Source organism: Dysgonomonas mossii DSM 22836 (assembly GCF_000213575.1).
Classification (GTDB): domain Bacteria; phylum Bacteroidota; class Bacteroidia; order Bacteroidales; family Dysgonomonadaceae; genus Dysgonomonas; species Dysgonomonas mossii.
Genome location: NZ_GL892004.1, coordinates 471,659 through 494,161 on the forward strand (window position 1 = coordinate 471,659; position 22,503 = coordinate 494,161).

The 22,503-nt window shown below is 38.5% G+C and carries 27 protein-coding genes; 19 read left to right on the forward strand and 8 right to left on the reverse strand.

Going from position 1 to position 22,503, the window contains the following annotated elements:
* Positions 1 to 137 precede the first annotated feature (137 nt).
* Positions 138 to 962, reverse strand: a complete 825-nt coding sequence (locus tag HMPREF9456_RS01935; protein ID WP_006841766.1) for an MBL fold metallo-hydrolase — start codon at positions 960 to 962, stop codon at positions 138 to 140.
* A 118-nt stretch (positions 963 to 1,080) separates the two neighbouring features.
* Entirely contained in the window at positions 1,081 to 1,410 is a 330-nt protein-coding gene (locus HMPREF9456_RS01940) for a zinc ribbon domain-containing protein YjdM (RefSeq protein ID WP_006841767.1), read from the reverse strand.
* A gap of 310 nt (positions 1,411 to 1,720) precedes the next feature.
* On the opposite strand from HMPREF9456_RS01940, the gene HMPREF9456_RS01945 reads away from it, so the two are divergent.
* From HMPREF9456_RS01945 to bla, 5 genes are read left to right on the forward strand one after another with little or no spacing between them, the layout of a single operon-like run.
* Positions 1,721 to 2,296 carry a DUF5063 domain-containing protein gene (locus HMPREF9456_RS01945; RefSeq protein ID WP_006841768.1) on the forward strand — a complete coding sequence of 192 codons (576 nt, stop codon included), beginning with the start codon at positions 1,721 to 1,723 and terminating at the stop codon, positions 2,294 to 2,296.
* The gene (locus HMPREF9456_RS01950) at positions 2,290 to 2,883 is read left to right on the forward strand and encodes a 3'-5' exonuclease (protein ID WP_006841769.1); all 594 of its coding nucleotides are present in this window, start codon (positions 2,290 to 2,292) and stop codon (positions 2,881 to 2,883) included. The genes HMPREF9456_RS01945 and HMPREF9456_RS01950 overlap by 7 nt, the downstream gene beginning before the upstream one ends.
* Positions 2,884 to 2,918: 35 nt before the next feature.
* Positions 2,919 to 3,839, forward strand: a complete 921-nt coding sequence (locus tag HMPREF9456_RS01955; protein WP_006841770.1) for a DnaJ C-terminal domain-containing protein — start codon at positions 2,919 to 2,921, stop codon at positions 3,837 to 3,839.
* 17 nt (positions 3,840 to 3,856) lie between these two features.
* Positions 3,857 to 4,144 (forward strand): chaperone modulator CbpM, encoded by a 288-nt coding sequence (locus HMPREF9456_RS01960; RefSeq protein ID WP_006841771.1) that lies wholly within the window; start codon positions 3,857 to 3,859, stop codon positions 4,142 to 4,144.
* A gap of 5 nt (positions 4,145 to 4,149) precedes the next feature.
* Positions 4,150 to 5,037 carry a class A beta-lactamase, subclass A2 gene (bla, locus tag HMPREF9456_RS01965; protein WP_026176990.1) on the forward strand — a complete coding sequence of 296 codons (888 nt, stop codon included), beginning with the start codon at positions 4,150 to 4,152 and terminating at the stop codon, positions 5,035 to 5,037.
* An 8-nt stretch (positions 5,038 to 5,045) separates the two neighbouring features.
* On the opposite strand, the gene HMPREF9456_RS01970 is transcribed toward bla, so the two are convergent.
* The 4 genes from HMPREF9456_RS01970 to HMPREF9456_RS01985 all read right to left on the reverse strand — a co-directional run bounded on the left by HMPREF9456_RS01970 (position 5,046) and on the right by HMPREF9456_RS01985 (position 9,378).
* Complete coding sequence (locus HMPREF9456_RS01970; protein WP_006841773.1) at positions 5,046 to 6,689, reverse strand: glycoside hydrolase family 32 protein; 1,644 nt, start codon at positions 6,687 to 6,689, stop codon at positions 5,046 to 5,048.
* Positions 6,690 to 6,704: 15 nt separating this feature from the next.
* Complete coding sequence (gene cdaA / locus HMPREF9456_RS01975; RefSeq protein ID WP_006841774.1) at positions 6,705 to 7,490, reverse strand: diadenylate cyclase CdaA; 786 nt, start codon at positions 7,488 to 7,490, stop codon at positions 6,705 to 6,707.
* A gap of 89 nt (positions 7,491 to 7,579) precedes the next feature.
* Positions 7,580 to 8,455, reverse strand: coding sequence for a GNAT family N-acetyltransferase (locus tag HMPREF9456_RS01980; RefSeq protein WP_006841775.1), 876 nt, complete (start codon positions 8,453 to 8,455; stop codon positions 7,580 to 7,582).
* Between the two features lie 23 nt (positions 8,456 to 8,478).
* Positions 8,479 to 9,378, reverse strand: a complete 900-nt coding sequence (locus HMPREF9456_RS01985) for a DUF2156 domain-containing protein (protein ID WP_006841776.1) — start codon at positions 9,376 to 9,378, stop codon at positions 8,479 to 8,481.
* Positions 9,379 to 9,541: 163 nt separating this feature from the next.
* On the opposite strand from HMPREF9456_RS01985, the gene HMPREF9456_RS01990 reads away from it, so the two are divergent.
* Both HMPREF9456_RS01990 and HMPREF9456_RS01995 read left to right on the forward strand, forming a co-directional pair.
* Positions 9,542 to 10,150: a LuxR C-terminal-related transcriptional regulator gene (locus tag HMPREF9456_RS01990; protein ID WP_006841777.1), complete on the forward strand. Its 609-nt coding sequence runs from the start codon at positions 9,542 to 9,544 to the stop codon at positions 10,148 to 10,150.
* 11 nt (positions 10,151 to 10,161) lie between these two features.
* Entirely contained in the window at positions 10,162 to 10,866 is a 705-nt protein-coding gene (locus HMPREF9456_RS01995; protein WP_006841778.1) for a hemerythrin domain-containing protein, read from the forward strand.
* Here the strand turns inward: HMPREF9456_RS01995 and HMPREF9456_RS02000 are convergent, their stop codons facing one another.
* Both HMPREF9456_RS02000 and HMPREF9456_RS02005 read right to left on the reverse strand, forming a co-directional pair.
* Positions 10,867 to 12,336 (reverse strand): oligosaccharide flippase family protein, encoded by a 1,470-nt coding sequence (locus HMPREF9456_RS02000; protein ID WP_006841779.1) that lies wholly within the window; start codon positions 12,334 to 12,336, stop codon positions 10,867 to 10,869.
* Between the two features lie 9 nt (positions 12,337 to 12,345).
* Positions 12,346 to 12,849, reverse strand: a complete 504-nt coding sequence (locus HMPREF9456_RS02005) for a hypothetical protein (RefSeq protein WP_006841780.1) — start codon at positions 12,847 to 12,849, stop codon at positions 12,346 to 12,348.
* Positions 12,850 to 13,114: 265 nt separating this feature from the next.
* Here HMPREF9456_RS02005 and HMPREF9456_RS02010 point away from each other — a divergent pair, with 265 nt between their 5' ends.
* From HMPREF9456_RS02010 to rpsC, 12 genes are all read left to right on the forward strand, one after another.
* The gene (locus HMPREF9456_RS02010) at positions 13,115 to 14,695 is read left to right on the forward strand and encodes a hypothetical protein (RefSeq protein WP_026176988.1); all 1,581 of its coding nucleotides are present in this window, start codon (positions 13,115 to 13,117) and stop codon (positions 14,693 to 14,695) included.
* A gap of 267 nt (positions 14,696 to 14,962) precedes the next feature.
* Positions 14,963 to 15,376, forward strand: a complete 414-nt coding sequence (rpsL, locus tag HMPREF9456_RS02015; RefSeq protein WP_006841782.1) for a 30S ribosomal protein S12 — start codon at positions 14,963 to 14,965, stop codon at positions 15,374 to 15,376.
* A 163-nt stretch (positions 15,377 to 15,539) separates the two neighbouring features.
* Positions 15,540 to 16,016 carry a 30S ribosomal protein S7 gene (gene rpsG, locus HMPREF9456_RS02020; protein WP_006841783.1) on the forward strand — a complete coding sequence of 159 codons (477 nt, stop codon included), beginning with the start codon at positions 15,540 to 15,542 and terminating at the stop codon, positions 16,014 to 16,016.
* Between the two features lie 23 nt (positions 16,017 to 16,039).
* Positions 16,040 to 18,163: an elongation factor G gene (gene fusA / locus HMPREF9456_RS02025; protein ID WP_006841784.1), complete on the forward strand. Its 2,124-nt coding sequence runs from the start codon at positions 16,040 to 16,042 to the stop codon at positions 18,161 to 18,163.
* A gap of 91 nt (positions 18,164 to 18,254) precedes the next feature.
* The gene (gene rpsJ / locus HMPREF9456_RS02030) at positions 18,255 to 18,560 is read left to right on the forward strand and encodes a 30S ribosomal protein S10 (RefSeq protein WP_006841785.1); all 306 of its coding nucleotides are present in this window, start codon (positions 18,255 to 18,257) and stop codon (positions 18,558 to 18,560) included.
* Between the two features lie 38 nt (positions 18,561 to 18,598).
* Positions 18,599 to 19,219 carry a 50S ribosomal protein L3 gene (rplC, locus tag HMPREF9456_RS02035; RefSeq protein ID WP_006841786.1) on the forward strand — a complete coding sequence of 207 codons (621 nt, stop codon included), beginning with the start codon at positions 18,599 to 18,601 and terminating at the stop codon, positions 19,217 to 19,219.
* Entirely contained in the window at positions 19,219 to 19,851 is a 633-nt protein-coding gene (gene rplD / locus HMPREF9456_RS02040; protein WP_006841787.1) for a 50S ribosomal protein L4, read from the forward strand. Before rplC ends, rplD begins: the two co-directional genes overlap by 1 nt.
* A gap of 12 nt (positions 19,852 to 19,863) precedes the next feature.
* Complete coding sequence (gene rplW / locus HMPREF9456_RS02045; protein ID WP_006841788.1) at positions 19,864 to 20,157, forward strand: 50S ribosomal protein L23; 294 nt, start codon at positions 19,864 to 19,866, stop codon at positions 20,155 to 20,157.
* A 7-nt stretch (positions 20,158 to 20,164) separates the two neighbouring features.
* Positions 20,165 to 20,989, forward strand: a complete 825-nt coding sequence (rplB, locus tag HMPREF9456_RS02050; protein ID WP_006841789.1) for a 50S ribosomal protein L2 — start codon at positions 20,165 to 20,167, stop codon at positions 20,987 to 20,989.
* 25 nt (positions 20,990 to 21,014) lie between these two features.
* Positions 21,015 to 21,284, forward strand: coding sequence for a 30S ribosomal protein S19 (gene rpsS, locus HMPREF9456_RS02055; protein ID WP_006800257.1), 270 nt, complete (start codon positions 21,015 to 21,017; stop codon positions 21,282 to 21,284).
* Between the two features lie 42 nt (positions 21,285 to 21,326).
* Positions 21,327 to 21,734, forward strand: a complete 408-nt coding sequence (rplV, locus tag HMPREF9456_RS02060; RefSeq protein ID WP_006841790.1) for a 50S ribosomal protein L22 — start codon at positions 21,327 to 21,329, stop codon at positions 21,732 to 21,734.
* A 7-nt stretch (positions 21,735 to 21,741) separates the two neighbouring features.
* Positions 21,742 to 22,494: a 30S ribosomal protein S3 gene (gene rpsC, locus HMPREF9456_RS02065; RefSeq protein ID WP_006841791.1), complete on the forward strand. Its 753-nt coding sequence runs from the start codon at positions 21,742 to 21,744 to the stop codon at positions 22,492 to 22,494.
* The last annotated feature ends 9 nt before the right edge of the window (positions 22,495 to 22,503 follow it).

Sequence of the window (22,503 nt, forward strand, 5' to 3'; positions counted from 1 at the left end):
CTTTTACTAAGAAGTAACAAAAGTAACAGATTTTCTGCGATTATTGCAATCTTACTTTTTTCATTATTTGAAGCTGAGTCTTTAATAAAATAAAGAGGTGATATTTCTTGTGATGTTCAACGTGAGTGAGATGTCTCTCAGAACTCTCTCAGTCCCGACACTTTATAGCGGCTCAACGTTTCTAGTTTTACGTTCTTGCCTACTACCACTCCATTGTCATAGAGGGCTTGTTCTACAGCTTTAAAAGCTATTTCGGGATGATTATTGTCTTGGCTGAGGTGGCAAAGCCAGATGTTCTGAAGGTTTTCGCTGTATATACTTGCAATAAACTGAGCAGATAGACGGTTACTAAGATGCCCCATGCCATTGCCGATGCGTTGTTTCAGATAGTAAGGATATTTACCCGCCTGAAGCATATATTCGTCGTAGTTGGCTTCAATTACCAGGTGATTTGCCTTCGCGGCATATTCTTTTATCGTATCGGTAATCCGCCCGATATCTGTTACTAATACAAACGTCTGCTCATCGAACTCAATGTGATACCCTACATTCTCGATACTATCGTGAGGAACGTCAAAAGCGGTTATCTGAAATTCTCTGATAGAGAATGTTTGCTCTTTTTCTATAACTTTTCTTGAGTGAACCAAGCTTGCGCGTACAGCCCTGTTTCTTAAGATGCCGTTATGTACTGTCTCCGTTGCATAAACAGGGATATTGTATTTGTCACCAAGGCATCCCACTGTTTTGATATGATCGGCATGATCGTGGGTTACCAATACGGCTATGATTTTATCGAATGAGACACCGTATTCGCGAAGGGCTTTTTGTATGGAACGTATCCCTATACCGGCATCGATGAGTACACCATATTCATTCGTTCCCAGATAGTAGCAATTTCCACTGCTACCACTACCCAGGCTGAAAAATTTATATTTATATTGAGGGAATAGGCTGTACTGCATAATGGATGCAAAGTTATATAGTCCTCCCTATAAAAAAGACTTATATTAGGTTAAAAAATAGACTCAAAGAAAAAAATATTTTTTATGTATTTTAAATACCAGAAGGGCTAAATGTGTCTTATTTCTTTAGGAAGCATGTTTTAAGTACAATGCTCGATCCGTCTATCTTGCAATCCACTTCAGTTGGCTCCTCTGTAAGACGGATGCTTCTTACCTTTGTACCTCTTTTTATTACCATCGATGAACCTTTTACTTTCAGATCTTTGATTACCGTAACAGCATCTCCGTCTTGTAGTTCTGCTCCGTTGCTGTCTCGTGGTGTCATATCGTCTGATTCTGCTTTTGCTTCGCCTGTCCATTCGTGAAAACAGTCGGGGCAAATAAACATAGTACCATCAAAATATGTATTTTCCATGCTGCATGCAGGGCAATTTGGAGTATCTCCCATTTCGTGCTAATTTTTATAGTGTTAAAAAATGAATTATACTCTTTTTCGGTAAGAAAGTATAGAGTATAATATATTTACTAATTCTTTGAAAGAAGGTGCAAAGATAAGGTAAATAGCAAGTGTATCCAAATAAGGAGTAGAAACGGGGGATGATTGATAATAAAATATATTATCCGAACAATGCGGTTAACAAAATAATAGGTTAAATTTGTTACTTAAAGAAAAATCAACGATCTGTTTTGTGTAGATCAGAATATAGTTTAGATAATATAATTGAGTCCGTAAAACGACAGCAAAATTAAAATATAGAATGGAGAACCAGTTAAGAGAGATCGTTTATTCTCGTGATACAATTGAATTTGTAACAGTCGCAGTACAATATTGTGGTTATCTTGAAAGCTTTGAAGATGTAAGCGAAGCGGAGTTGATAGATAAGCTTACGAAGCTTCTTCCTCTGCTTTACTTAAAAGCTTCTCTTGTGCCCGAGACAGATATCATAAATGAAGAGGAGGAACCAGAGATAACAGTAACGGAGGGAGATTATAATTATATTTCTTCAAAGCTATATGATGTATTTCAGAATAATGATGCGTATCTTGAAGTTTTTCTTCAGGATATGAAATATAGCGACACTCCTATTACTGCCAGTGTAAGCGAAGATCTCTCGGATATCTATCAGGATTTGAAGAACTTCATCACAGTTTTTGAAAGAGGTGTAACAGACAATATGAATGATGCACTATATTTGTGTATAGAGAATTTTAAATCATATTGGGGGCAGAAGCTGGTAAATGTTTTGAGAGCTTTGCACTCACTCAAATATACGATAGTAAATGATAACCTTGATGAAGATCTCGAATCTGCTGATACAAATGAATTATGGTAAACACTATATCCAAAGCTGAATTGTCTACTTATGCACAGGAAGTTTTTCCGGGTAGAATAATCGTAATACAAGAAGAAACCGAAGCAAAGAAAGCATGCGACTATCTTAGCAAATGTGAGGCTATCGGATTTGATACAGAGACCCGCCCTGCTTTTCGTAAGGGAGTGACGCATCAGATAGCACTTATGCAGTTGTCTACAATCGATACCTGTTTCCTATTCCGGCTCAATCTCATCGGGTTTCCTGCTTGTCTGGCCGAACTTCTTGTCAATCCTGCCGTGAAGAAGATCGGGCTGTCGCTGAAAGATGACTTCTCGGCGATACACAAGCGGATGAGTTTGGCTCCGGCTAACTTCGTCGAATTACAGTCTTTTGTTAAAGATTACGGTATAGAAGACAATGGCTTACAGCGTATTTATGGCATACTTTTTGAAAAGAGGATATCAAAAGGGCAACGCCTGTCAAACTGGGAAGTAGATGTACTTTCTGACTCACAGAAAATGTATGCTGCACTCGATGCATGGGCTTGTCTGAGGATATATAACGAACTTAAAAACAAAGAAAAAATAAATTCGGTCAGGAGTTGATATTCTGATGCTTCTGACTCATAATTGAAAAATATATGGCATTTATAGATTATTACAGCATTTTAGGTGTATCTAAAACTGCCAGTGGCGATGATATAAAAAAGGCTTACCGAAAGTTAGCCCGTAAATATCACCCTGACATAAATCCTAATGATGAGGAAGCAAAGAAGAAATTTCAGCAGATAAATGAAGCGAATGAAGTTCTGTCCGACCCCGAAAAACGGAAAAAGTATGACGAGTACGGAGAGAACTGGAAGCATGCCGAAGAATTTGAAAAAGCACGTCAGCAACAAGCTCAGAATGGAGGTTTTGCTGATTATAGCAGCTTTGGTGGCGACTTTGGCGGAAAGGCATATAGCTTTTCCGGTGAAGACGAAGGAGGGTTCTCGGATTTCTTCGAATCTCTCTTCGGTGGAAGGGGCGCATCCAGAGGTTCTCGAACAAGTGCATTTAGAGGACAAGATTACACTACCGAGCTGCACTTAAGTTTGCGTGATGCCTCTGAAACCCATAAACAGACATTAACTCTAAATGGGAAAAACTTACGAATAACAATTCCCGCAGGGGTAGCAGACGGCCAAGTAATAAAGTTGGCAGGGCAAGGAGCTCCCGGTAGAAATGGCCGTCCTAACGGTGATCTGTATATTACGTTCGTGATACAAGAGGATCCGAAATTCAAAAGAGTAGGAAATGACTTGTATACCAATGCAGATATTAGCTTGTATACTGCTGTGCTTGGCGGAGATGAAACGGTGGACACTTTTACTGGAAAAGTAAAATTGAAGGTCGCTGCCGGAACTCAGAATGGAACAAAAGTTCGCCTAAAAGGGAAAGGTTTTCCTGTATATAAAAAGGATGGACATTTTGGAGATCTGATTATTACCTATACGGTGAAAATTCCTACCAACCTGAATGCAGAACAGAGGGAACTGTTCGAAAAGTTAGCAAAGTCTTAATTTAAAGCGCCACAGTTATGAATTCAGAACTGATTATTATACACGAATATTGTATTCAAAACCAAGTAGAGCCCGATTTTATTGTGCAGCTTGAAAATGAAGGACTGATACAGGTAAGCATTGTTGATAACGAACGGTATATACATATTTCGCAGTTGAGGCACTTGGATCAGTATGTACGCTGGTACTACGATCTGTCTATTAATGTGGCAGGGATTGATGTTATTCAAAACCTATTGGATAAGATAGATACGATGCAGGACGAAATTTTACGATTAAAAGAACAATTACGTTTGATAGATTAATGTTAATGAAGAAACTTTTATTTCTTTTTTCAGCCATAGTGGTTGCTTTTCCTGTGTTTTCACAAAATGACGTTTTGAGAAACAAGATTCAGAAAATAATCGAGGGTAAGGATGCTACAGTTGGTGTGGCTCTTATTGTAGATGGAAAAGACACGTTGACTATCAATAATAATTTTCGTTATCCCACCCAAAGTGTATACAAGTTTCATTTAGCATTGGCTGTATTAGATTATCTAAATAAGAATAATCTCACTTTAGATCATCAGGTTTATGTGAAAAAAAGTGACTTGCTCCCCAATACTCACAGCCCGTTAAGGGGCGATTATCCCCATGGGGAGATGTATCTCTCTGTTGCCGATCTTATCAAATATACAGTTTCTAATAGTGATAATAATGCGTGTGATATCCTGTTTCGCTTGGTAGGAGGTACAGCAGAGGTCGATAAATACATAAGAGGGCTTGGTCTATCTGAGTTCGCCATTGCTGCCACAGAAGAAGAAATGCACGGACCTTGGGATGTACAGTATACTAACTGGTCTACCCCCTATACTACTGCACAAGTTTTAGAAATATTTAGAACACAGAATATCTTACCTCAGCCTTCTCATGAATTTTTATGGAATGCGCTGGCTGGCACTACTACAGGTGAAAATAAAATAAAAGAATTGCTTCCCGAAGGGACATTCGTCGCACACAAAACAGGGAGTTCGTTTCGTAATGCCGAAGGGTTGAAGGCAGCGGAAAACGATATTGCAATCATACAATTACCCGACGGTCGATATTATTCTTTGGTTGTATTTGTTGCCGACTCGATGGAAAGCAATGATGTGAACTGCGGTATAATTGCTCAAATCTCAAAAGCGGTGTATGATTCTCTTGTAGAACAGCAATAACCGGAATTCTACCAAATCGATTTTGCTGAATATACCTCCAGATTTTTGACCTCGATATTGTTCCCCCAAAAGTGGAACCCTTCTGTATTATTGCTATCGGGTTTGCGTTCCATCGAATATGAGAATATTCCTCCGTCGATAAATACTTCTACAGATGTGCGATCTATATAAATATCAGCTGAAAGTTCCATACTCGTCATGTCTTGTGGCGAATAGAACATTCCGTTCAGCATGTTTCCATTCATATCATAATTTATCAGCCGTTGACCAAATAGGTTGAGCCCTGCATCTGTAGCATGTGATAGCTTAATTGTTGTTTTGATGCGCAGGCAGTCTGAGTTGTAGAACTCTTTCATCTTGTTGTTGGCATCATCCGATTTCAGATTGCTCCATTTTTGAACAGGGGTAAACAATTGTTCCGTCTCTTTTATCGGATTGTTTATCAACCTTACGCCGTCTTTTGTGGTTTTTAGAGTTAGCTCGGTAGGGAGTAGCATCATTCCATTGAATGGCATATAGGGTTGGTTTATGCGTCCCCATCCTATTTGTATGCGTCTGCCATCACTGTCGGGGATGTTTGTAAATGTCTGTGCAGCATAAATTGATCCCGAAGTATAATAATATTTTCCAGCCTCAGGAGTGAATGTCTTTCCGTCAAAAGAGCCTAGCATATATGTTCCCGAAGCTCCATACATCACCCATTTGGTATTGTTTTTGTTACCGTCTATCGGTAGCTCAAATAGTTCGGGGCATTCCCAAAATCCTGTAATATGGCTTTCGTAATTCCAATCTTTCAGATTTTTAGAAGTGTATATTGAGTGCCCGTCTCTTTCATTCAGTACCATTACCCAATGTTTTGACGGAGTATACCAAAAAACTTTCGGGTCACGTGTGTCTTTGCTATTCCATTTGTCTTTTGAGTCTATAAGCGGGTTTTTGTCATATTTTGTCCATGTACGCCCTTTGTCAAGACTGTAAGCCATGCATTGTACTTGCTTTTCAGAGCTATCTGCTGTATAAAAGGCTATCATCGCAGGATTGTCTTTCTTGTTATATCCCGCTGTATTATCATAATCAATGATTGTTGAGCCGGAGAACATTGTGCCCAAATGATCGGGATATAGTGCTTCGGGTAATTGTTGCCAATGTATCAGGTCTTTGCTTACGGCATGTCCCCAGTGCATGTTTTCCCATTCACGTTCGTAAGGATTATGTTGATAGAAAAGATGGTATTCACCATCGTAGTATATCAATCCATTGGGATCGTTTATCCACCCTCGTTGAGTAGTGAAGTGAAATTGCGGACGGTTCTTTTCTTTATACAGATTTTCATGCCCTTCTATTCTGTCATCCTGATAGATTTTGCTTAATCCTGATGGATCACCCTCATAGCTGATGTTTATAGTCTTACCCTTATAAGCTGCCATATCGCAAAATACCCAGTAATCGGGATTCGCAGATAGGCGTATTACAAATGATCTGTCCTCTTTTCCATCTACACTAAAGCTCATCCTTTTTCTTTCTGCTTTCTGCGAAACAGGCAGGTTCAAGTATTGCTTCGTTATCTTTATCGGAATATTTTCGGCAGATAAAGAAAAACAAAATAGAAGTGAAACATGTACGAATAATAAATTTTTAATGGGCATTTTCATGGTATATCGGCTCGTTTATGTTTTCTTCTTTTTTACCAAAATAGTTTCAGTGAGAAGTTCTTGTAGCCTTTCGGGTGATATATTCGTTTGTATTTTCCCTTCGCTTACAAAGGATATTTTACCCCTTTCTTCTGATATGACAATTGCTTTGGCATCGGTTTCTTGCGATATACCGAGGGCTGCTCGGTGTCTTAATCCGAGAGATTTGGGTATTTCTTGATTTTGAGAAATGGGAAGGATACATCCGGCGGCTTTAATTTTGTTTCCTGATATAATCAAAGCTCCGTCGTGTAAAGGTGTGTTTTTAAAGAATATATTTTCTATCAGGCGGGTGCTGATCTCGGCATCTAAAACTTCGCCTGTTTCTTCATATTGTCCTAGCTTAATCTCCTGTTCGATAACAATAAGTGCCCCTGTATATGTTTTGGCCATATTCATACATGCTAAAACCAGAGAGGTAATAACTGGCTCTGAGAGACCTCCACGTTCTTTTGAACTGAAGAACCGTGCAAAGAAACGGAAGGTGCGATTGGAGCCGAGCGTCATCAAAAAGCGTCGGATTTCATCTTGGAAGATAATGATGAGTACGATGAGTCCAATATCGACAAATTTGTCGAGGATGGCACCCATAAGGCGCATCTCCAGGACTTTAGATACAAGTATCCATAAGATCATGAAAGCCAATACACCATTGAATATGGCTCCTGTACCCGATTTGGAGACAATCCTATATAATTGGTACATTACTGTAGCTACCAATAGTATATCAATTATATCTTTTATTCCAAAGTTTTCGAGCATATATGCGATACTATATTACTAAAATTCAAAGATAAGTTATTTCTTCGATAGATAATTCAGAAAAGACATCAGTCTTCTTAAAAAATCTTTTATTCCAACATCAGATTCATAATCGGCTGATGGTCTTCAAAAAACCGTTGATGTTTTTCTTCAAGCTCATGAATCTTGTAGCCAAACAAGAGTCTGCATAGCAATCGGATGTCTGTTTCTATATCAAACGAGCCTTCCGATTCTAATATGAAATCTACATTTCCACAGTCTATTGAATATATTTGAGGAGTATCTCCCTGCGAACAATCCGTTACTTTTATTCTGAATTTCTTAGATAGATTATCTTTTGCATATAGGTCTAAAAGAGTCCATGCATCTATCACACGTGCCATGCCGGGCAGATCCCTTTTTTCGGGGTATCCGTCCAGTTTGTACTCTTTGGCTATAGCCTCAAAGTCATTTCTGTTCTTTTGCACACAAAAGTCTCTGAATCTGAATAATTGATCGAACGTTTGATAAGCCATATCGATATTATCGGAATATGTATCTAGTATTTCTTTGATAGGGATAATATCTTCTCCCTTATCGAATACTTGTTCATATCCATATTTCTTATAAAAGTCATACAGCCATTCTTCTGCAGGAATCAGTATTGCAAGAGGTATATTTCTTTTGGCAAGTATCCTATGCGCTTCATGAAGCAGCTGTGCCATGTAGCCTTTTTTTCTGTGTTCGGGCAATGTGCATAGTCCTGCCATGTATGCAAAAGGGATTTCCTGCCGGTAGAAGTTTATTGTATACGGCAACATTTGAAGGCTTGCAACCGCTTCTCCTTCTTCAAAATATATCAGTGTATTCTCATGCTTGTATTTGTATGTGAAAAGGATGTCTAGAAACTCGTCCGTATCCTCGAAGCATATTTTCCACATACGACGTACTAATTCTGCTGTTTGCTCATTGGCGAATTGTATCATGAGAACGATAATATAAAATAATGTTACACAAATGGAATAAGAATTCCTTCTTCTAATAATATATCAGGGTAGTATGACATTTTTGCCTTACGAAGGTTTGCTATACCCATGTCTTCCTCTCTGTTTATATATTTGTATTCAGATGCTTCGTGTTCTATAAACTGCTGGTTTATAATTGTATATGCGCCGTTTACTTCGCTGAAGGCTTTTTCTACATGCACAACGAAAGTATCAGCCGTAAGTTGCTCGCCTATCGTGAATGCCACAATCTTTCCATTAACACGGATCGCACCTCCACGAAGTTGCAGATATTCGAAGTTTTCGAGCATAATTTTGGTTGCAATATAATCGTATCGTTGAGAGAAATCGGCTTTTGAGCTATTCACTTCTTCCCATTCGTCGAGCATATATGCACACTCTTCCAGCTCTTTCTTGGAGGTCAGAGGAAAATATTCCCAGTCGGGGTTGTCTGCCTTAAATCGGTTGATGTGATTACGCTTGCTTTGCAGCTTTTTGCCTGAAAGGTTAATTAACTTCTCAGATAGATAGATATACTCATCGTTGTTGCGATCGGGTAAATATCTGAACTCTCCTGGAATTTCGTTGCGTATTTTTCCCCACATTTCAGATGAGATGCCTTTCATCTGGAATGGTATTTTGTTTATTCTCGCATCTTCTTCTATTAATTTGAATGCATCAATAAGTGGCATTTTTCCGATGGGCATCATATAATATGTCTGTCCGTCAGAATCCTGGAACCGAAGAAATATTGTACGGTGTTCTATTGCGTATACCGTTTTGAATTTTGCATTCCATGCGTAAAGGTTTGTAAAACAAAAGTCGCAGGCACGGTATTCGTTTCCTGCAAAGGCGGCATCCATTACTTTTTTATCAGAAAGTGTAATCTGCTTAAAGTTGATCATAAATTAGGAATGTATTAAAAATCCTATAAACAAAACTACTATAAATATTGTTTAGAAACACAAGTCCGGAGTATTTATATTATATAACATTTGTTTATAAAATAAAATATCACGAAATTTGTGACTTATAAAGAATCATTCTATATAAGAAAACTATCGAAAGATGTCTAAAACGAAGAAAGTGCTGGCTGTAGCCGAAACTTCATATATTATTCGTAAAGGTCTGGTTTATGTTTTATCTCAGCTAAATAGCGTCGGTAAAGTTGTAGAATTGAGAGAAATGGAAGATATAAATTATCAGATAAATATACTCAAGCCGGATGCTGTTCTTATCAACCCCATGTTGCTGGGGCATACGTCAAGGCATGATATTCGGCAGCAGCTCAATTTGGATAAACAGACAGCAATAATAGCTCTCGTTTATAATCTTATTGATGAGCAGTTTTATCGTTCCTATGATGCGGTTATACGTATAAATGATTCGGAATCGAAAATTGAAGAAACTTTACTGAAATGTCTTGAGAAAGAAACGGGAGGACAGCCAGACACCGAAGAGTTGAGTGATAGAGAAAAAGAGATTTTGATAAGTGTTGTAAAGGGCATGAGTAATAAAGAAATAGCCGATCATCATAGTATATCTATCCATACGGCTATTACGCACCGCAGAAATATTACACGCAAATTGAAAGTTCATAGTATTTCTGGATTGACTATATATGCAATAATTAATAAATTAGTGGATATTTCGGAAATAAAATACCAAGACGAATAAACTTGTACACAATGCAGAATGTAACAATCATATTTAATAAGAAAATGAAGATGTCGGAGCTTATAGATGCCGACTACCACTTATTATTATTGCTCAATCGATTAAATATTTCGCTTGGGTTCGGCGAAAAGAGTGTTGAGGCAGTTTGTAAAGAAAATGATTTTGATACAGATTGTTTCCTGTTCCTTGCTAACTATCAATCAAATAAATGTATAACCAATATACAAGAGGTGTTCAGCAAATTACCTCTTGCACCGTTTCTCAGATACCTTAAAAATTCACACAGTTACTTTTTGGAAAGAAGGCTTCCGAATATTCGTCGTAAGCTTGAACTGGTTTTCCCCGAAACAGACAAAGCGCTACAAACCGTTGTTCTTGATTTCTTTGACAATTATACCAAAGAAGTATTGGAGCATATGAGGTATGAGGATGATGTTGTTTTTCCTTATGTCTACTCTCTGATTGATAAAGATGCGAATAAGCAATACTCTATCAATATATTTGAAGAAAGGCATAATGATATTGAAGGGAAAATAAATGATCTGAAACAGATATTGTTAAAGTACGTTCCGGGCACGACAGATCAGATGCTGATGGTAAATGTTCTTACCGAGCTCTATATGTCTGAAGAGGAGCTCGAAGCGCATACCTTTATTGAAGACAATCTGGTTATTCCACGTGTAAAAGAAATAGAGAAAGAGCGCAAAAAGAAGTAATTACTCTTTCTTAAACCAACTACCCAAATCTTTTAAGTTGAATACTTTCTTCAATTTGAAGAAGGCATACAGTACGGAGGCACATAATGTGATTACTCCCAAATATTTGTATTGCGGTATGTATATCACGATAAAAAATGTAATACAAATCAGCATTAGATTAATCAGGATCATTGAGATAATGGTATTAGTCCATTTGAAATCTGAGAGCTTACGTCCGATAATGAATACAAGAGGCAGATATACAATATAGGCAGCCAAATATGCGATTCCTGTCGCATCTAAACCATACAGTGGGTAGAGTATATAGGCGGAGAAGAGATATACACTATAATATGAAACTTCTGATATAAAAAACATAAGTCCTTTATTCTTTACCAGCATGATAAATGCTATCGGCCAACTTAGTACTTTCAAGAACGAGCCTGCTACCTGCCAGCATAAGAGCGTATTCGCTCCCGAAAACTTTCCCGAATAGAGAACTGATAAAGCGAAGTCGGAGAAAAGCATCATGCCTATAACAATAGGAGAAGCAATAATCAGTACAATATAGCTCTGTTCATTTATGAGTGCTTTCATTTTATCCTTTTCGCTGGCTATTGCCGAAAGACGAGGATAAAAGTCTGATCCCATCGACCTGAGTATGAGTGCAAGATATACATTTGTTATTGTCCATGCCGATTGAAATAGTCCGGCCACTTCAATATCATCGTTTCGTGTAATATATGCTCTGATGAGAAACATACTGACAGTGCTTACAAATCCTGCCGATACAATATAGATCCCAAGTTTTAGAGAGCTTAATCCTTCGTAGAAAGCTTCTTTATTCGAGATGTTAACTTTCTCTACACTTTGTTTCCTGTAATAAAATTCAACACAGAGAAAAGATATTCCTCCCGATACAATAAAAGCAGGAATAATACCTTCCAGCCCGAAGATAAAATATATAGGAATGGTGATAATTAAGCCTATTAAGCTACCCCATACAGCAGATTTTGCCATCTCTGGAATTTTGCGCATCCCCTGTAATATCGTTGATTTGCCTGTTGTGAGTATTGCCAGAAATACGCAAATCGCCAATCCTGCAATTGGTAGAGTGTATTTGTTGCTGTCGAACGCCCAAAGGCTAATTGGATAACATAAGATGAGGCAAATGACAGAGCCTATGATTGCCGACCATTTGAACCAAATGTTGAAGCGAGATATCGTTCTATTTAGTGTAGTAAGATCTTCTTTGGCTTCGGTTTCGGCTATGTCTTTTACTCCCGCCGTATCCTGTCCGAGACTGAATCCTGATCGCATCATATCTATGATAGACTGGTAGATGCCGATAATACCTATTCCCGTAGGCCCTAGCAATATGGCAATAATCTTGGTTCGGATGATGCCAATGAGAATAATCAATGCCTGAGATCCGCCAAAAATGGTGGTAGACTTTATTATCTGTTGATATGAAGATTTTTTGCTCAATGTTATACTCTAAGGTTTAGTCTTTATCTCGAAGCTGTTTTTAATCGTCTCAAAGCTTTTGTTCAGATTATCTTCTGTGTCGCTTTGCATTATAATAAGATAGCTCTTGTTTCCTGCTTTAAGAGCGAACGTGTTTCCATAAGATTTTTTAGAATCTCTAACGATCATGAATTTAGAAGATAATGCGTCATATTTTCCAAATTTGGATGGGACAATTTTCTCTGCTGAGTATTCAAACTTTGTTCTGTCTACGTTTTTTTGATGCGTTTCTATTACTTCCTTTAAGTCTGTACTTTTTTCCGTAAATGTTATGAATATAATGTTATTTCCTTCTTTTCCTTTTATCGAATATGACTCTCCGGGCAATTCGTTCGTTTCTACAGTCCAGCTTTGTGGATATTTGAAAAGCACTCCTTCGTAAAAAAGTTTTTTTTCAGCATTGCCGCTAATGCATGAAAGAAAAGAAGTTATTAACCCTATGTTTAGCGCAAGAAAGAGAGCGGATTTGTTCATGTTACTTTTAATGAATGATTATGCAAATCTATTATTTTTTTACTGTTTTGCGCTAAATATCAGTGTCAAACGAAAATAAAATATGTCGAAACTGTAGTGTGTCTCCTAAATAATGTGAAGATTTCTGAATCCCAAATATTAGTTGCATAGACAACATCTATTTGATAATCAATAAGATAATGTTCATTTTTAACATGGTTTCTTTTGAAACTAATAGATTCCTTATATCTTTGTGCCCAATTTTAATTAATTATATCAAATGAATATGAAGAAGACATTGGCTATTGCTGTTTTAGCCCTGTGTAGTACCTCGCATGTCTTTGCAGGAGGTATTCTTACCAATACGAATCAGAGTGCGCATTTCATCAGAATGGTTGCTCGTGATGCATCTGTACAAATAGACGCCGCTTATACAAATCCTGCGGGGCTTGTAAAACTTAACGATGGTTTCCATTTCTCTTTTTCCAATCAGAGTGCTTTTCAAACAAGAACAATAACTTCCACTTTTGCTCCATTTGCAGGGTTTGGTGGTGATGCTACAAAAAGCTTTAAGGGAACAGCTTCAGCTCCGATTATTCCTAGTATTCAGGCTGCATACAAAAAAGGCAAATGGGTGCTTTCCGGAAATATTGCAGTGACAGGCGGCGGCGGTAAGGCTACATTTAATGATGGGTTGCCTTCTTTCGAATCAACTATAGCAATGTTGCCGGGTTTGCTTGCTGCAAGCGGAATCACTACAAATAATTATTCGGTAGATGCATATATGCGTGGATCGTCATTTATATATGGTGCTCAGATTGGAGGTAGTTATGCTATCAATAATATGTTTTCGGTATATGGCGGTTTTCGTCTTAATATAGTAAATAACAGATACGAGGGACATTTGAGAAATATATCTTTTAACCCTCAACACGCCATGTTAAATCCTACTGGAGGCATGATGTCTGCTCAAACCTTTTTTAATGATGCTGCTTCGTTGGCAAAAGGAACTGCTGCAAACCTGAATCCTTTTATCGAAAGTGGAGCCGGTGCATACACTGTGGGACAACTTGTTACTGCAGGAAAGCTGTCGCAAGCGATGGCCGACCAACTAAGGGCAGGGTTGAATATTGGAAATGCCGAGCAGTTTAATCAAATGCAGATACAGCAGGTTCAGGCGGGATATGTAATTGCAGGGCAGGCGTACGAAAATAATGCAAAAGCTGTAGCTGATAAAAATCTTGATTCATCACAATCCGGATGGGGTATTTCTCCTATTCTTGGTTTCAACTTTAGCTATAATAACCTGAATGTCGGTATGAAATATGAATTTCGTACAGCTCTCAACGTAGAGAATAAAACCAAAGTGGATGATACAGGCTTGTTTAAAGATGGAGTAAATACTCCTCACGATATTCCTGCTCTATTCACAGTAGGAGCTTCCTATCAGATTACACCGAAGCTGTTGGCAAGTGTTGGTTATCACCACTTTTTCGACTCGGATGCTAAAATGGCAGACGATAAACAAAAGCATATAAACGGAGGTACAAATGAATATTTATTTGGAGCCGAATATAAAATAGATGACATGTTCTTGGTAAGTGCCGGAGGACAAATCACCCGCTATGGCGTAAAAGATGAGTATCAGAGAGATTTAAGTTTCTCTATCAACTCATATTCTATAGGTTTAGGTGGTGCGGTAAATGTTGCCAAAAACGTTCTTATAAATGTAGGTTATTTCTGGACAACATATTCAGACTGGACAGTAAATAAAGAGAAATATTTAAGCTCTGCAGATTTACCGGGTAAAGACGTATTTTCACGTACAAACAAGGTATTTGCTGCGGGAGTGGACTTTTCATTCTAACAGAAGCATTTTATAAAAACTACGGAATTTTAGTGGCAAGATGGAATATTCACGTTCCATCTTGCTTTTTTTGTTCAATTTTCTTTTCAAATATTTGTGTAATTAGCTGATTATGTCTACATTTGCAACCCGAATAATGCATGAAAAGGGCTTGTTCTGATGGCAATATGTTGATTGTCATTCGAATAGCGTTCGTTTCTTGTGTTATTTGCTAATTAAATGTATAATTAAAAACTGAATTTTAAAAGTTCAAAAGATTAAAACAACATGCCTACAATTCAACAATTAGTAAGAAAAGGACGGGCGGTTTTGGTTGAAAAGAGTAAGTCTCGTGCATTGGATGCATGTCCTCAACGTAGAGGTGTTTGTATCCGTGTATATACAACAACTCCTAAAAAACCTAACTCAGCGATGCGTAAGGTAGCACGTGTGCGTTTAACAAATTCAAAAGAAGTGAATGCTTATATACCTGGAGAAGGTCACAATTTGCAAGAGCACTCAATTGTACTTGTTAGAGGTGGTCGTGTGAAAGACCTTCCGGGTGTTCGTTACCACATTGTACGTGGAACATTGGATACTGCAGGAGTAAATGGTCGTACACAACGCCGCTCTAAATACGGAGCAAAACGTCCTAAACCGGGAGCACCAGCGGCAGCTGCAGCTAAGGGTAAGAAAAAATAATTACCTGAGGCAATCCCTTTAACCGAGATTTTTAATTAAGTATTAAAACGGTTTAAGTTTATTGGATAGGCTATATATAGGTTGAGTAAATAGTTCGGCGGAACTTTTGAAGGCATCTAAAATTGGCAACCAAAAACAAAAACAAAATTTTTTAGTAAAAAAAATGAGAAAAGCAAAACCAAAGAAAAGACAGATCCTCCCGGATCCTGTTTTCGGTGATGTAAAGGTTACAAAGTTTGTTAACCACTTAATGTATGATGGTAAAAAATCTACTGCATTCGATATCTTCTATACTGCATTGGAGATCGTGAAGAAGAAATTACCAAACGACGAAAAAACTGCTCTCGAGATATGGAAAGCAGCTCTAGATAATGTAACTCCTCAAGTAGAAGTGAAGTCACGCCGTGTAGGTGGTGCAACATTTCAGGTTCCTACCGAAATTCGCCCAGACCGCAAAGAATCTATCTGTATGAAAAATCTTATCCTTTATGCTCGCAAGAGAGGTGGTAAGACTATGGCAGACAAATTAGGCGCAGAAATCTCAGATGCATACAACAATCAAGGAGGCGCATTCAAAAGAAAAGAAGATATGCATAGAATGGCTGAAGCTAACCGTGCATTCGCTCATTTCAGATTCTAACAAAAAGGAAGAGTTAAAAAACAATGGCAAAGGTTAATGACAGTTTAAAGAATACAAGAAATATAGGCATCATGGCGCACATCGATGCCGGTAAAACCACTACATCTGAACGTATCCTGTTTTATACCGGTCTTACACATAAGATTGGAGAAGTACATGATGGCGCTGCCACTATGGACTGGATGGAGCAAGAGCAAGAAAGGGGTATTACTATTACATCTGCCGCTACCACAGCAAGCTGGAAGTATGACAATGAAATGTTTAAGATCAACTTGATCGATACTCCCGGACACGTTGACTTTACAGTAGAGGTAGAGCGTTCACTCCGTATTCTTGATGGAGCAATTGCTGCTTACGATGCTGTAAGTGGTGTTGAACCTCAGTCGGAAACAGTATGGCGTCAGGCTGACAAATACGATGTTCCTCGTATGTGTTATGTAAATAAAATGGACCGTTCGGGAGCAGATTTCTTTGAAGTGGTACGCCAAATAAAAGAAATGTTGAATGGTAACCCATGTCCGGTTCAGATTCCGATTGGAGCAGAAGAACACTTCAAGGGAATCATCGACCTTATCAAAATGAAGGCGATGTACTGGCATGATGAAACAATGGGTGCAGACTACGAGTTGGACGAAATTCCTTCCGAATATCTAGCTGAAGCTCAAGAATGGAGAGAGAAAATGCTTGAAAAAGCTGCAGAATGTGATGAAACGTTGATGGAAAAATTCTTTGATGATCCGTCTTCAATCACAGAAGAAGAAATTATCGCAGCACTACGCATCGGTACTCTTTCTATGCAGATCAATCCAATGTTGTGTGGTTCTTCTTTCAAAAATAAAGGAGTTCAACCGTTATTGGATGCTGTATGTAAATTCTTGCCTAGCCCAATAGATACAGTAGCTATCGAAGGTACAGACCCAAGAACAGGAGCTACTATCGTTCGTCACCCAAGCCCAAGTGAGCCAATGGCTGCTTTGGCATTCAAAATCGCAACAGACCCATTCGTAGGACGCTTGTGTTTCTTCCGTGTTTATTCGGGAGAATTAGCAGCCGGATCGTATGTTTATAACAGCCGCTCTGAGAAGAAAGAACGTATCTCACGTTTGTTCCAGATGCACTCTAACAAACAAAATCCGAAAGAAGTAATTGGTTGTGGAGATATAGGTGCAGGTGTAGGATTTAAAGATATTCGTACAGGTGATACACTATGTGACGAAAACAATCCTATCGTACTTGAATCTATGGACTTCCCAGAACCGGTTATTGGTATCGCTGTTGAGCCGATCACTCAAAAAGATGTGGATAAATTGGCTACAGGATTAGGAAAACTTGCAGAAGAAGATCCAACATTCCGTGTTCATACCGATCAGGATTCAGGACAGACTATTATCGAAGGTATGGGTGAGCTTCACCTTGAAATTATCATCGACCGTCTGAAACGTGAATTTAAGGTTGAATGTAATCAAGGTCGTCCTCAGGTATCATATAAAGAAGCAATTACTCAAACTGTTGATCTTCGTGAGGTTTACAAAAAACAAACCGGGGGTCGTGGTAAGTTTGCCGATATTATTGTTAAAGTTGGTCCAACAGATCCAGGATTTGAAGGAGAACTTCAATTTATCGATGAAGTGAAAGGTGGTAACGTTCCTAAGGAATTTATCCCTTCAGTTCAGAAAGGATTTGCAGCTGCAATGAAGAATGGTGTGCTTGCAGGATATGCGTTAGATAAACTGAAAGTTGTGCTTGTTGATGGTTCTTACCATACAGTAGACTCTGACCAGTTGTCTTTCGAGCTTTGTGCTAAGCTTGCTTTCAGAAATGCATGTGAGAAAGCCGGACCTACATTGCAAGAGCCTATCATGAAACTGGAAGTAGTAACTCCGGAAGAAAGCATGGGTGATGTGATTTCTGACCTAAACAAACGTCGTGGTCAGGTAGAAGGTATGGAGTCTAGCCGTTCAGGTGCACGTATCGTGAAAGCTAAAGTGCCATTGGCAGAAATGTTTGGATATGTGACTTCTTTGAGAACAATCACTTCGGGTAGAGCAACGTCAGCGATGACATTCTCTCACTACGAAGAAGTTTCGCCATCTATCGCACGTCAGGTATTAACTGAGGTTAAAGGTCGCGTTGATTTGATCAAATAATAAAAGAGACTGCAATTAGTAAATGACTCTTAATTGCAGTCTTTAATATTTTTATATAGAATTTATTTTAATAATTAACTAAAAACAAAAGATGAGTCAAAAGATTAGAATTAAACTGAAATCGTACGATTACACATTGGTAGACAAATCTGCTGAGAAAATCGTGAAAACAGTGAAAGCAACAGGTGCAGTAGTAAGCGGTCCAATTCCGTTACCAACTCACAAACGTATTTTTACTGTTAACCGTTCAACTTTCGTAAACAAGAAATCTCGTGAGCAGTTCGAACTATCTTCTTATAAGAGATTGATCGATATCTACAGCTCAACAGCAAAAACTGTAGATGCACTCATGAAGCTGGAATTGCCAAGTGGTGTAGAAGTAGAAATCAAAGTTTGATGAAAATTTATATTAGTTTAAATAAATAATTTAGAGAAATGCCAGGATTATTAGGAAAGAAAATCGGAATGACATCCGTATTCAGTGCCGAGGGAAAAAATATTCCATGCACTGTAGTCGAAGTGGGTCCTTGTGTTGTTACTCAGGTTAAAACATCTGAAAAAGATGGTTACGAGGCTGTACAGATAGGCTTTGTTGAAAAGAAAGACAAGCATACCAGTAAGCCCGAAATCGGCCATTTTAAGAAAGCCGGAGTTGCACCTCAAAGACACTTGGCCGAGTTCAAGTATGAAGAGAAATACAATCTAGGAGACGTTATTACAGTAGACGGAATGTTCTCAATGGACGACCCTTTTATTGACGTAACTGGAGTGTCGAAAGGTAAAGGTTTCCAAGGGGTTGTTAAACGCCATGGTTTCCGTGGGGTAGGTGAAGCTACTCTAGGACAACATAACCGTCTTCGTGCTCCGGGTTCTATCGGAGCTTGTTCGTACCCTGCAAAGGTGTTTAAAGGAACAAGAATGGGTGGTCAGATGGGTAACAAACAAGTTACTGTTCAAAACCTTGTGATTATTAAAATAATTCCGGAACATAATCTTTTATTAATAAAAGGTTCAGTACCGGGAAGTAAAGGTTCAATCGTTAGAATAGAAAGATAATGGAACTGAGTGTATTAGATAAAAACGGTAAAGAAACCGGTAAAAAAGTAGCGTTGAATGATGCTATTTATGCAATTGAGCCTAACGATCATGTTCTTTGGTTGGACGTGAAACTATATCTTGCGAATCAACGTCAAGGTACTCACAAAACTAAAGAAAGAAGTGAGTTGTCAGGAAGTACACGTAAGTTGATCCGTCAGAAAGGTGGAGGTGGTGCTCGCCGTGGTGATATCAAATCACCTATATTGGTTGGTGGAGCGCGTGTATTTGGTCCAAAACCAAGAGACTACGGCTTCAAATTGAACAAAAAAGTAAGAGTACTTGCTCGTAAATCTGCCCTTGCTGCTAAAGCAAAAGAAAATCAAATTTTGGTAGTTGAAGACTTGTCTTTCGACTCTCCAAAAACTAAAGATTTTGTAGCATTGGCTAAAAATTTGCAAGTGGCTGATAAAAAGATACTTCTAGTTTTGCCAGACCAAAATAAAAATGTATATTTGTCGGCTCGTAATTTAGAAAGAGTAAAAGTTGTAAAAGCTTCTGATTTAAACACTTACTCAATACTTAACTGTACAAGTCTAGTATTGGCTGAGTCTTCGGTTGCTATTATAGATAATCTTTTATTAAAAGCATAAGGAGAGAATACTATGGGAATTTTGATAAAACCAATTTTAACAGAAAAGCAAACCGCGATTTCAGAAAAGTTTCCGAATCGTTACGGTTTTCGTGTTGCTCCAAGTGCAAACAAAGTGGAGATTAAGAACGCAGTAGAAGAGCTTTATGGCGTAACAGTTAAGTCTGTAAATACAATTAACTACTCCGGAAAGCTAAAAAGCCGTTACACAAAAGCTGGTGTGATAAAAGGTAAGACTCCTGCATTCAAGAAAGCAATAATCACCCTGAAAGAAGGTGAAAGTATAGACTTTTTTAGTAATATCTAAATAAAAAATGGCAGTACGTAAATTAAAGCCCACAACACCGGGGCAGAGACACAAAATTATTGGTACATTCCAAGAAATCACTGCAAGTGTACCAGAAAAATCCCTTGTAGTCGGTAAAAAAGCGTCTGGTGGCCGTAACAATACCGGTAAGATGACTATGCGTTATCTCGGCGGCGGTCATAAGAGAAAATTCAGGCTTATAGACTTCAAGAGAACGAAAGACGGAATTCCAGCCACTGTAAAAACAATCGAATATGATCCGAACCGTTCGGCTCGTATCGCTTTGTTGTATTATGTAGACGGAGCTAAAACTTATATCTTAGCACCAGAAGGTTTGGAAGTAGGTCAAACAGTGGTATCCGGAGCTGATGCTGCTCCTGAGGTTGGTAATGCATTGCCTTTGGCAAAAATTCCAATCGGTACAGTTGTTCATAATATCGAACTTCGTCCAGGTCAGGGAGCTAAAATGGTTCGTTCGGCAGGTGCTTTTGCACAGTTAACTTCTCGCGAAGGAAACTACGCAATCATAAGAATGCCTTCAGGCGAAACACGTAAGATCCTTTCTACATGTAAAGCTACTATCGGTAGTGTAGGAAACTCAGATCACGGACTAGAGAAATCAGGTAAAGCCGGTCGTTCTCGTTGGCTAGGCCGCCGTCCTCACAACCGAGGTGTAGTAATGAACCCTGTCGATCACCCAATGGGTGGTGGTGAAGGTCGTGCTTCAGGAGGTCACCCACGTTCACGTAAAGGATTGTACGCTAAGGGTCTCAAAACTAGAGCTCCTAAGAAACATTCTTCTAAGTACATAATCGAAAGAAGAAAAAAATAATAACCTGATTAATCAATAGAAAATTATGAGTCGTTCGTTAAAAAAAGGCCCGTATATTAATGTTAAGCTTGAGAAAAAAGTCTTGGCCATGAATGAGTCAGGTAAGAAAGCTGTGGTTAAGACATGGGCAAGAGCTTCAATGATATCCCCCGACTTTGTAGGTCATACTATTGCTGTTCACAACGGAAATAAATTTATTCCTGTATATGTGACAGAAAACATGGTAGGGCACAAGTTAGGAGAATTCTCTCTTACACGCACATTCCGTGGACACGGAGGTAATAAGAAAAAATAATTGGAGCAGAAGCCAGTAAATTAATAAAAAGTAAACATTAAAATGGGTAAAAGAAAACATATAGTAGCTGAAGCAAGAAAAGAAGCTAAAAAGACTATTGCTTTCGCCAAGCTAAATGATGTTCCTACTTCTCCACGCAAAATGCGCCTTGTTGTCGACATGATACGTGGAATGGAAGCATTTAGAGCTCTTGGTGTATTGAAATACTCAAATAAAGAAGCTGCTGCAAGAATAGAAAAATTGTTACGCTCTGCTATCGCCAACTGGGAAGCAAAAAATGAGCGTAAAGCAGAAAGTGGAGAGTTGTATGTATCATTGGTAAACGTAGATGGTGGAGCCATGCTGAAAAGAATGCGTCCAGCTCCGCAGGGAAGAGGTTACAGAATACGTAAACGTTCAAATCATGTGACCCTTCACGTAGATACACTTAATAAAGAAAATCAAAATTAATTAGCAGATGGGACAAAAAGTTAATCCAATAGCAAATCGTTTAGGTATCATCCGTGGATGGGATTCTAATTGGTATGGAGGCAAAAGATATGGAAATACTTTGTTGGAAGACAGCAAAATCCGTAAATATCTGAATGCCCGTCTGGCTAAAGCTAGTGTATCTCGCATCGTTATCGAAAGAACTTTGAAACTTGTAACTATCACAGTTTGTACAGCTCGTCCGGGTATTATCATCGGTAAAGGCGGACAAGAAGTAGACAAGCTGAAAGAAGAGTTGAAGAAGATTACAGATAAAGATATCCAAATCAACATTTTTGAAATCAAAAAACCAGAGTTGGACGCAGTTATCGTTGCCAACAATGTAGCCCGTCAGGTAGAAGGTAAAATCGCTTACCGTCGTGCTATCAAAATGGCAATTGCTTCAACAATGAGAATGGGTGCAGAAGGTATCAAAATTCAAATATCAGGTCGTCTGAATGGTGCTGAAATGGCTCGTTCCGAAATGTACAAAGAAGGGCGTACACCACTTCATACATTCCGTGCCGATATTGATTATGCACATGCCGAAGCACTAACAAAAGTTGGTTTGATTGGTATTAAAGTATGGATTTGCCGTGGAGAAGTTTACGGTAAGAAAGACCTTGCTCCTTCATTCACAGCTGCCAAAGATGGTGGACACTCTGGTAACAGAGGTGGAGACAACCGTCGCAACGACAGAGGTGACCAAGGAAAAGGTTTCAAGAGAAATAAGAGAAAGTAATTAAAAAAC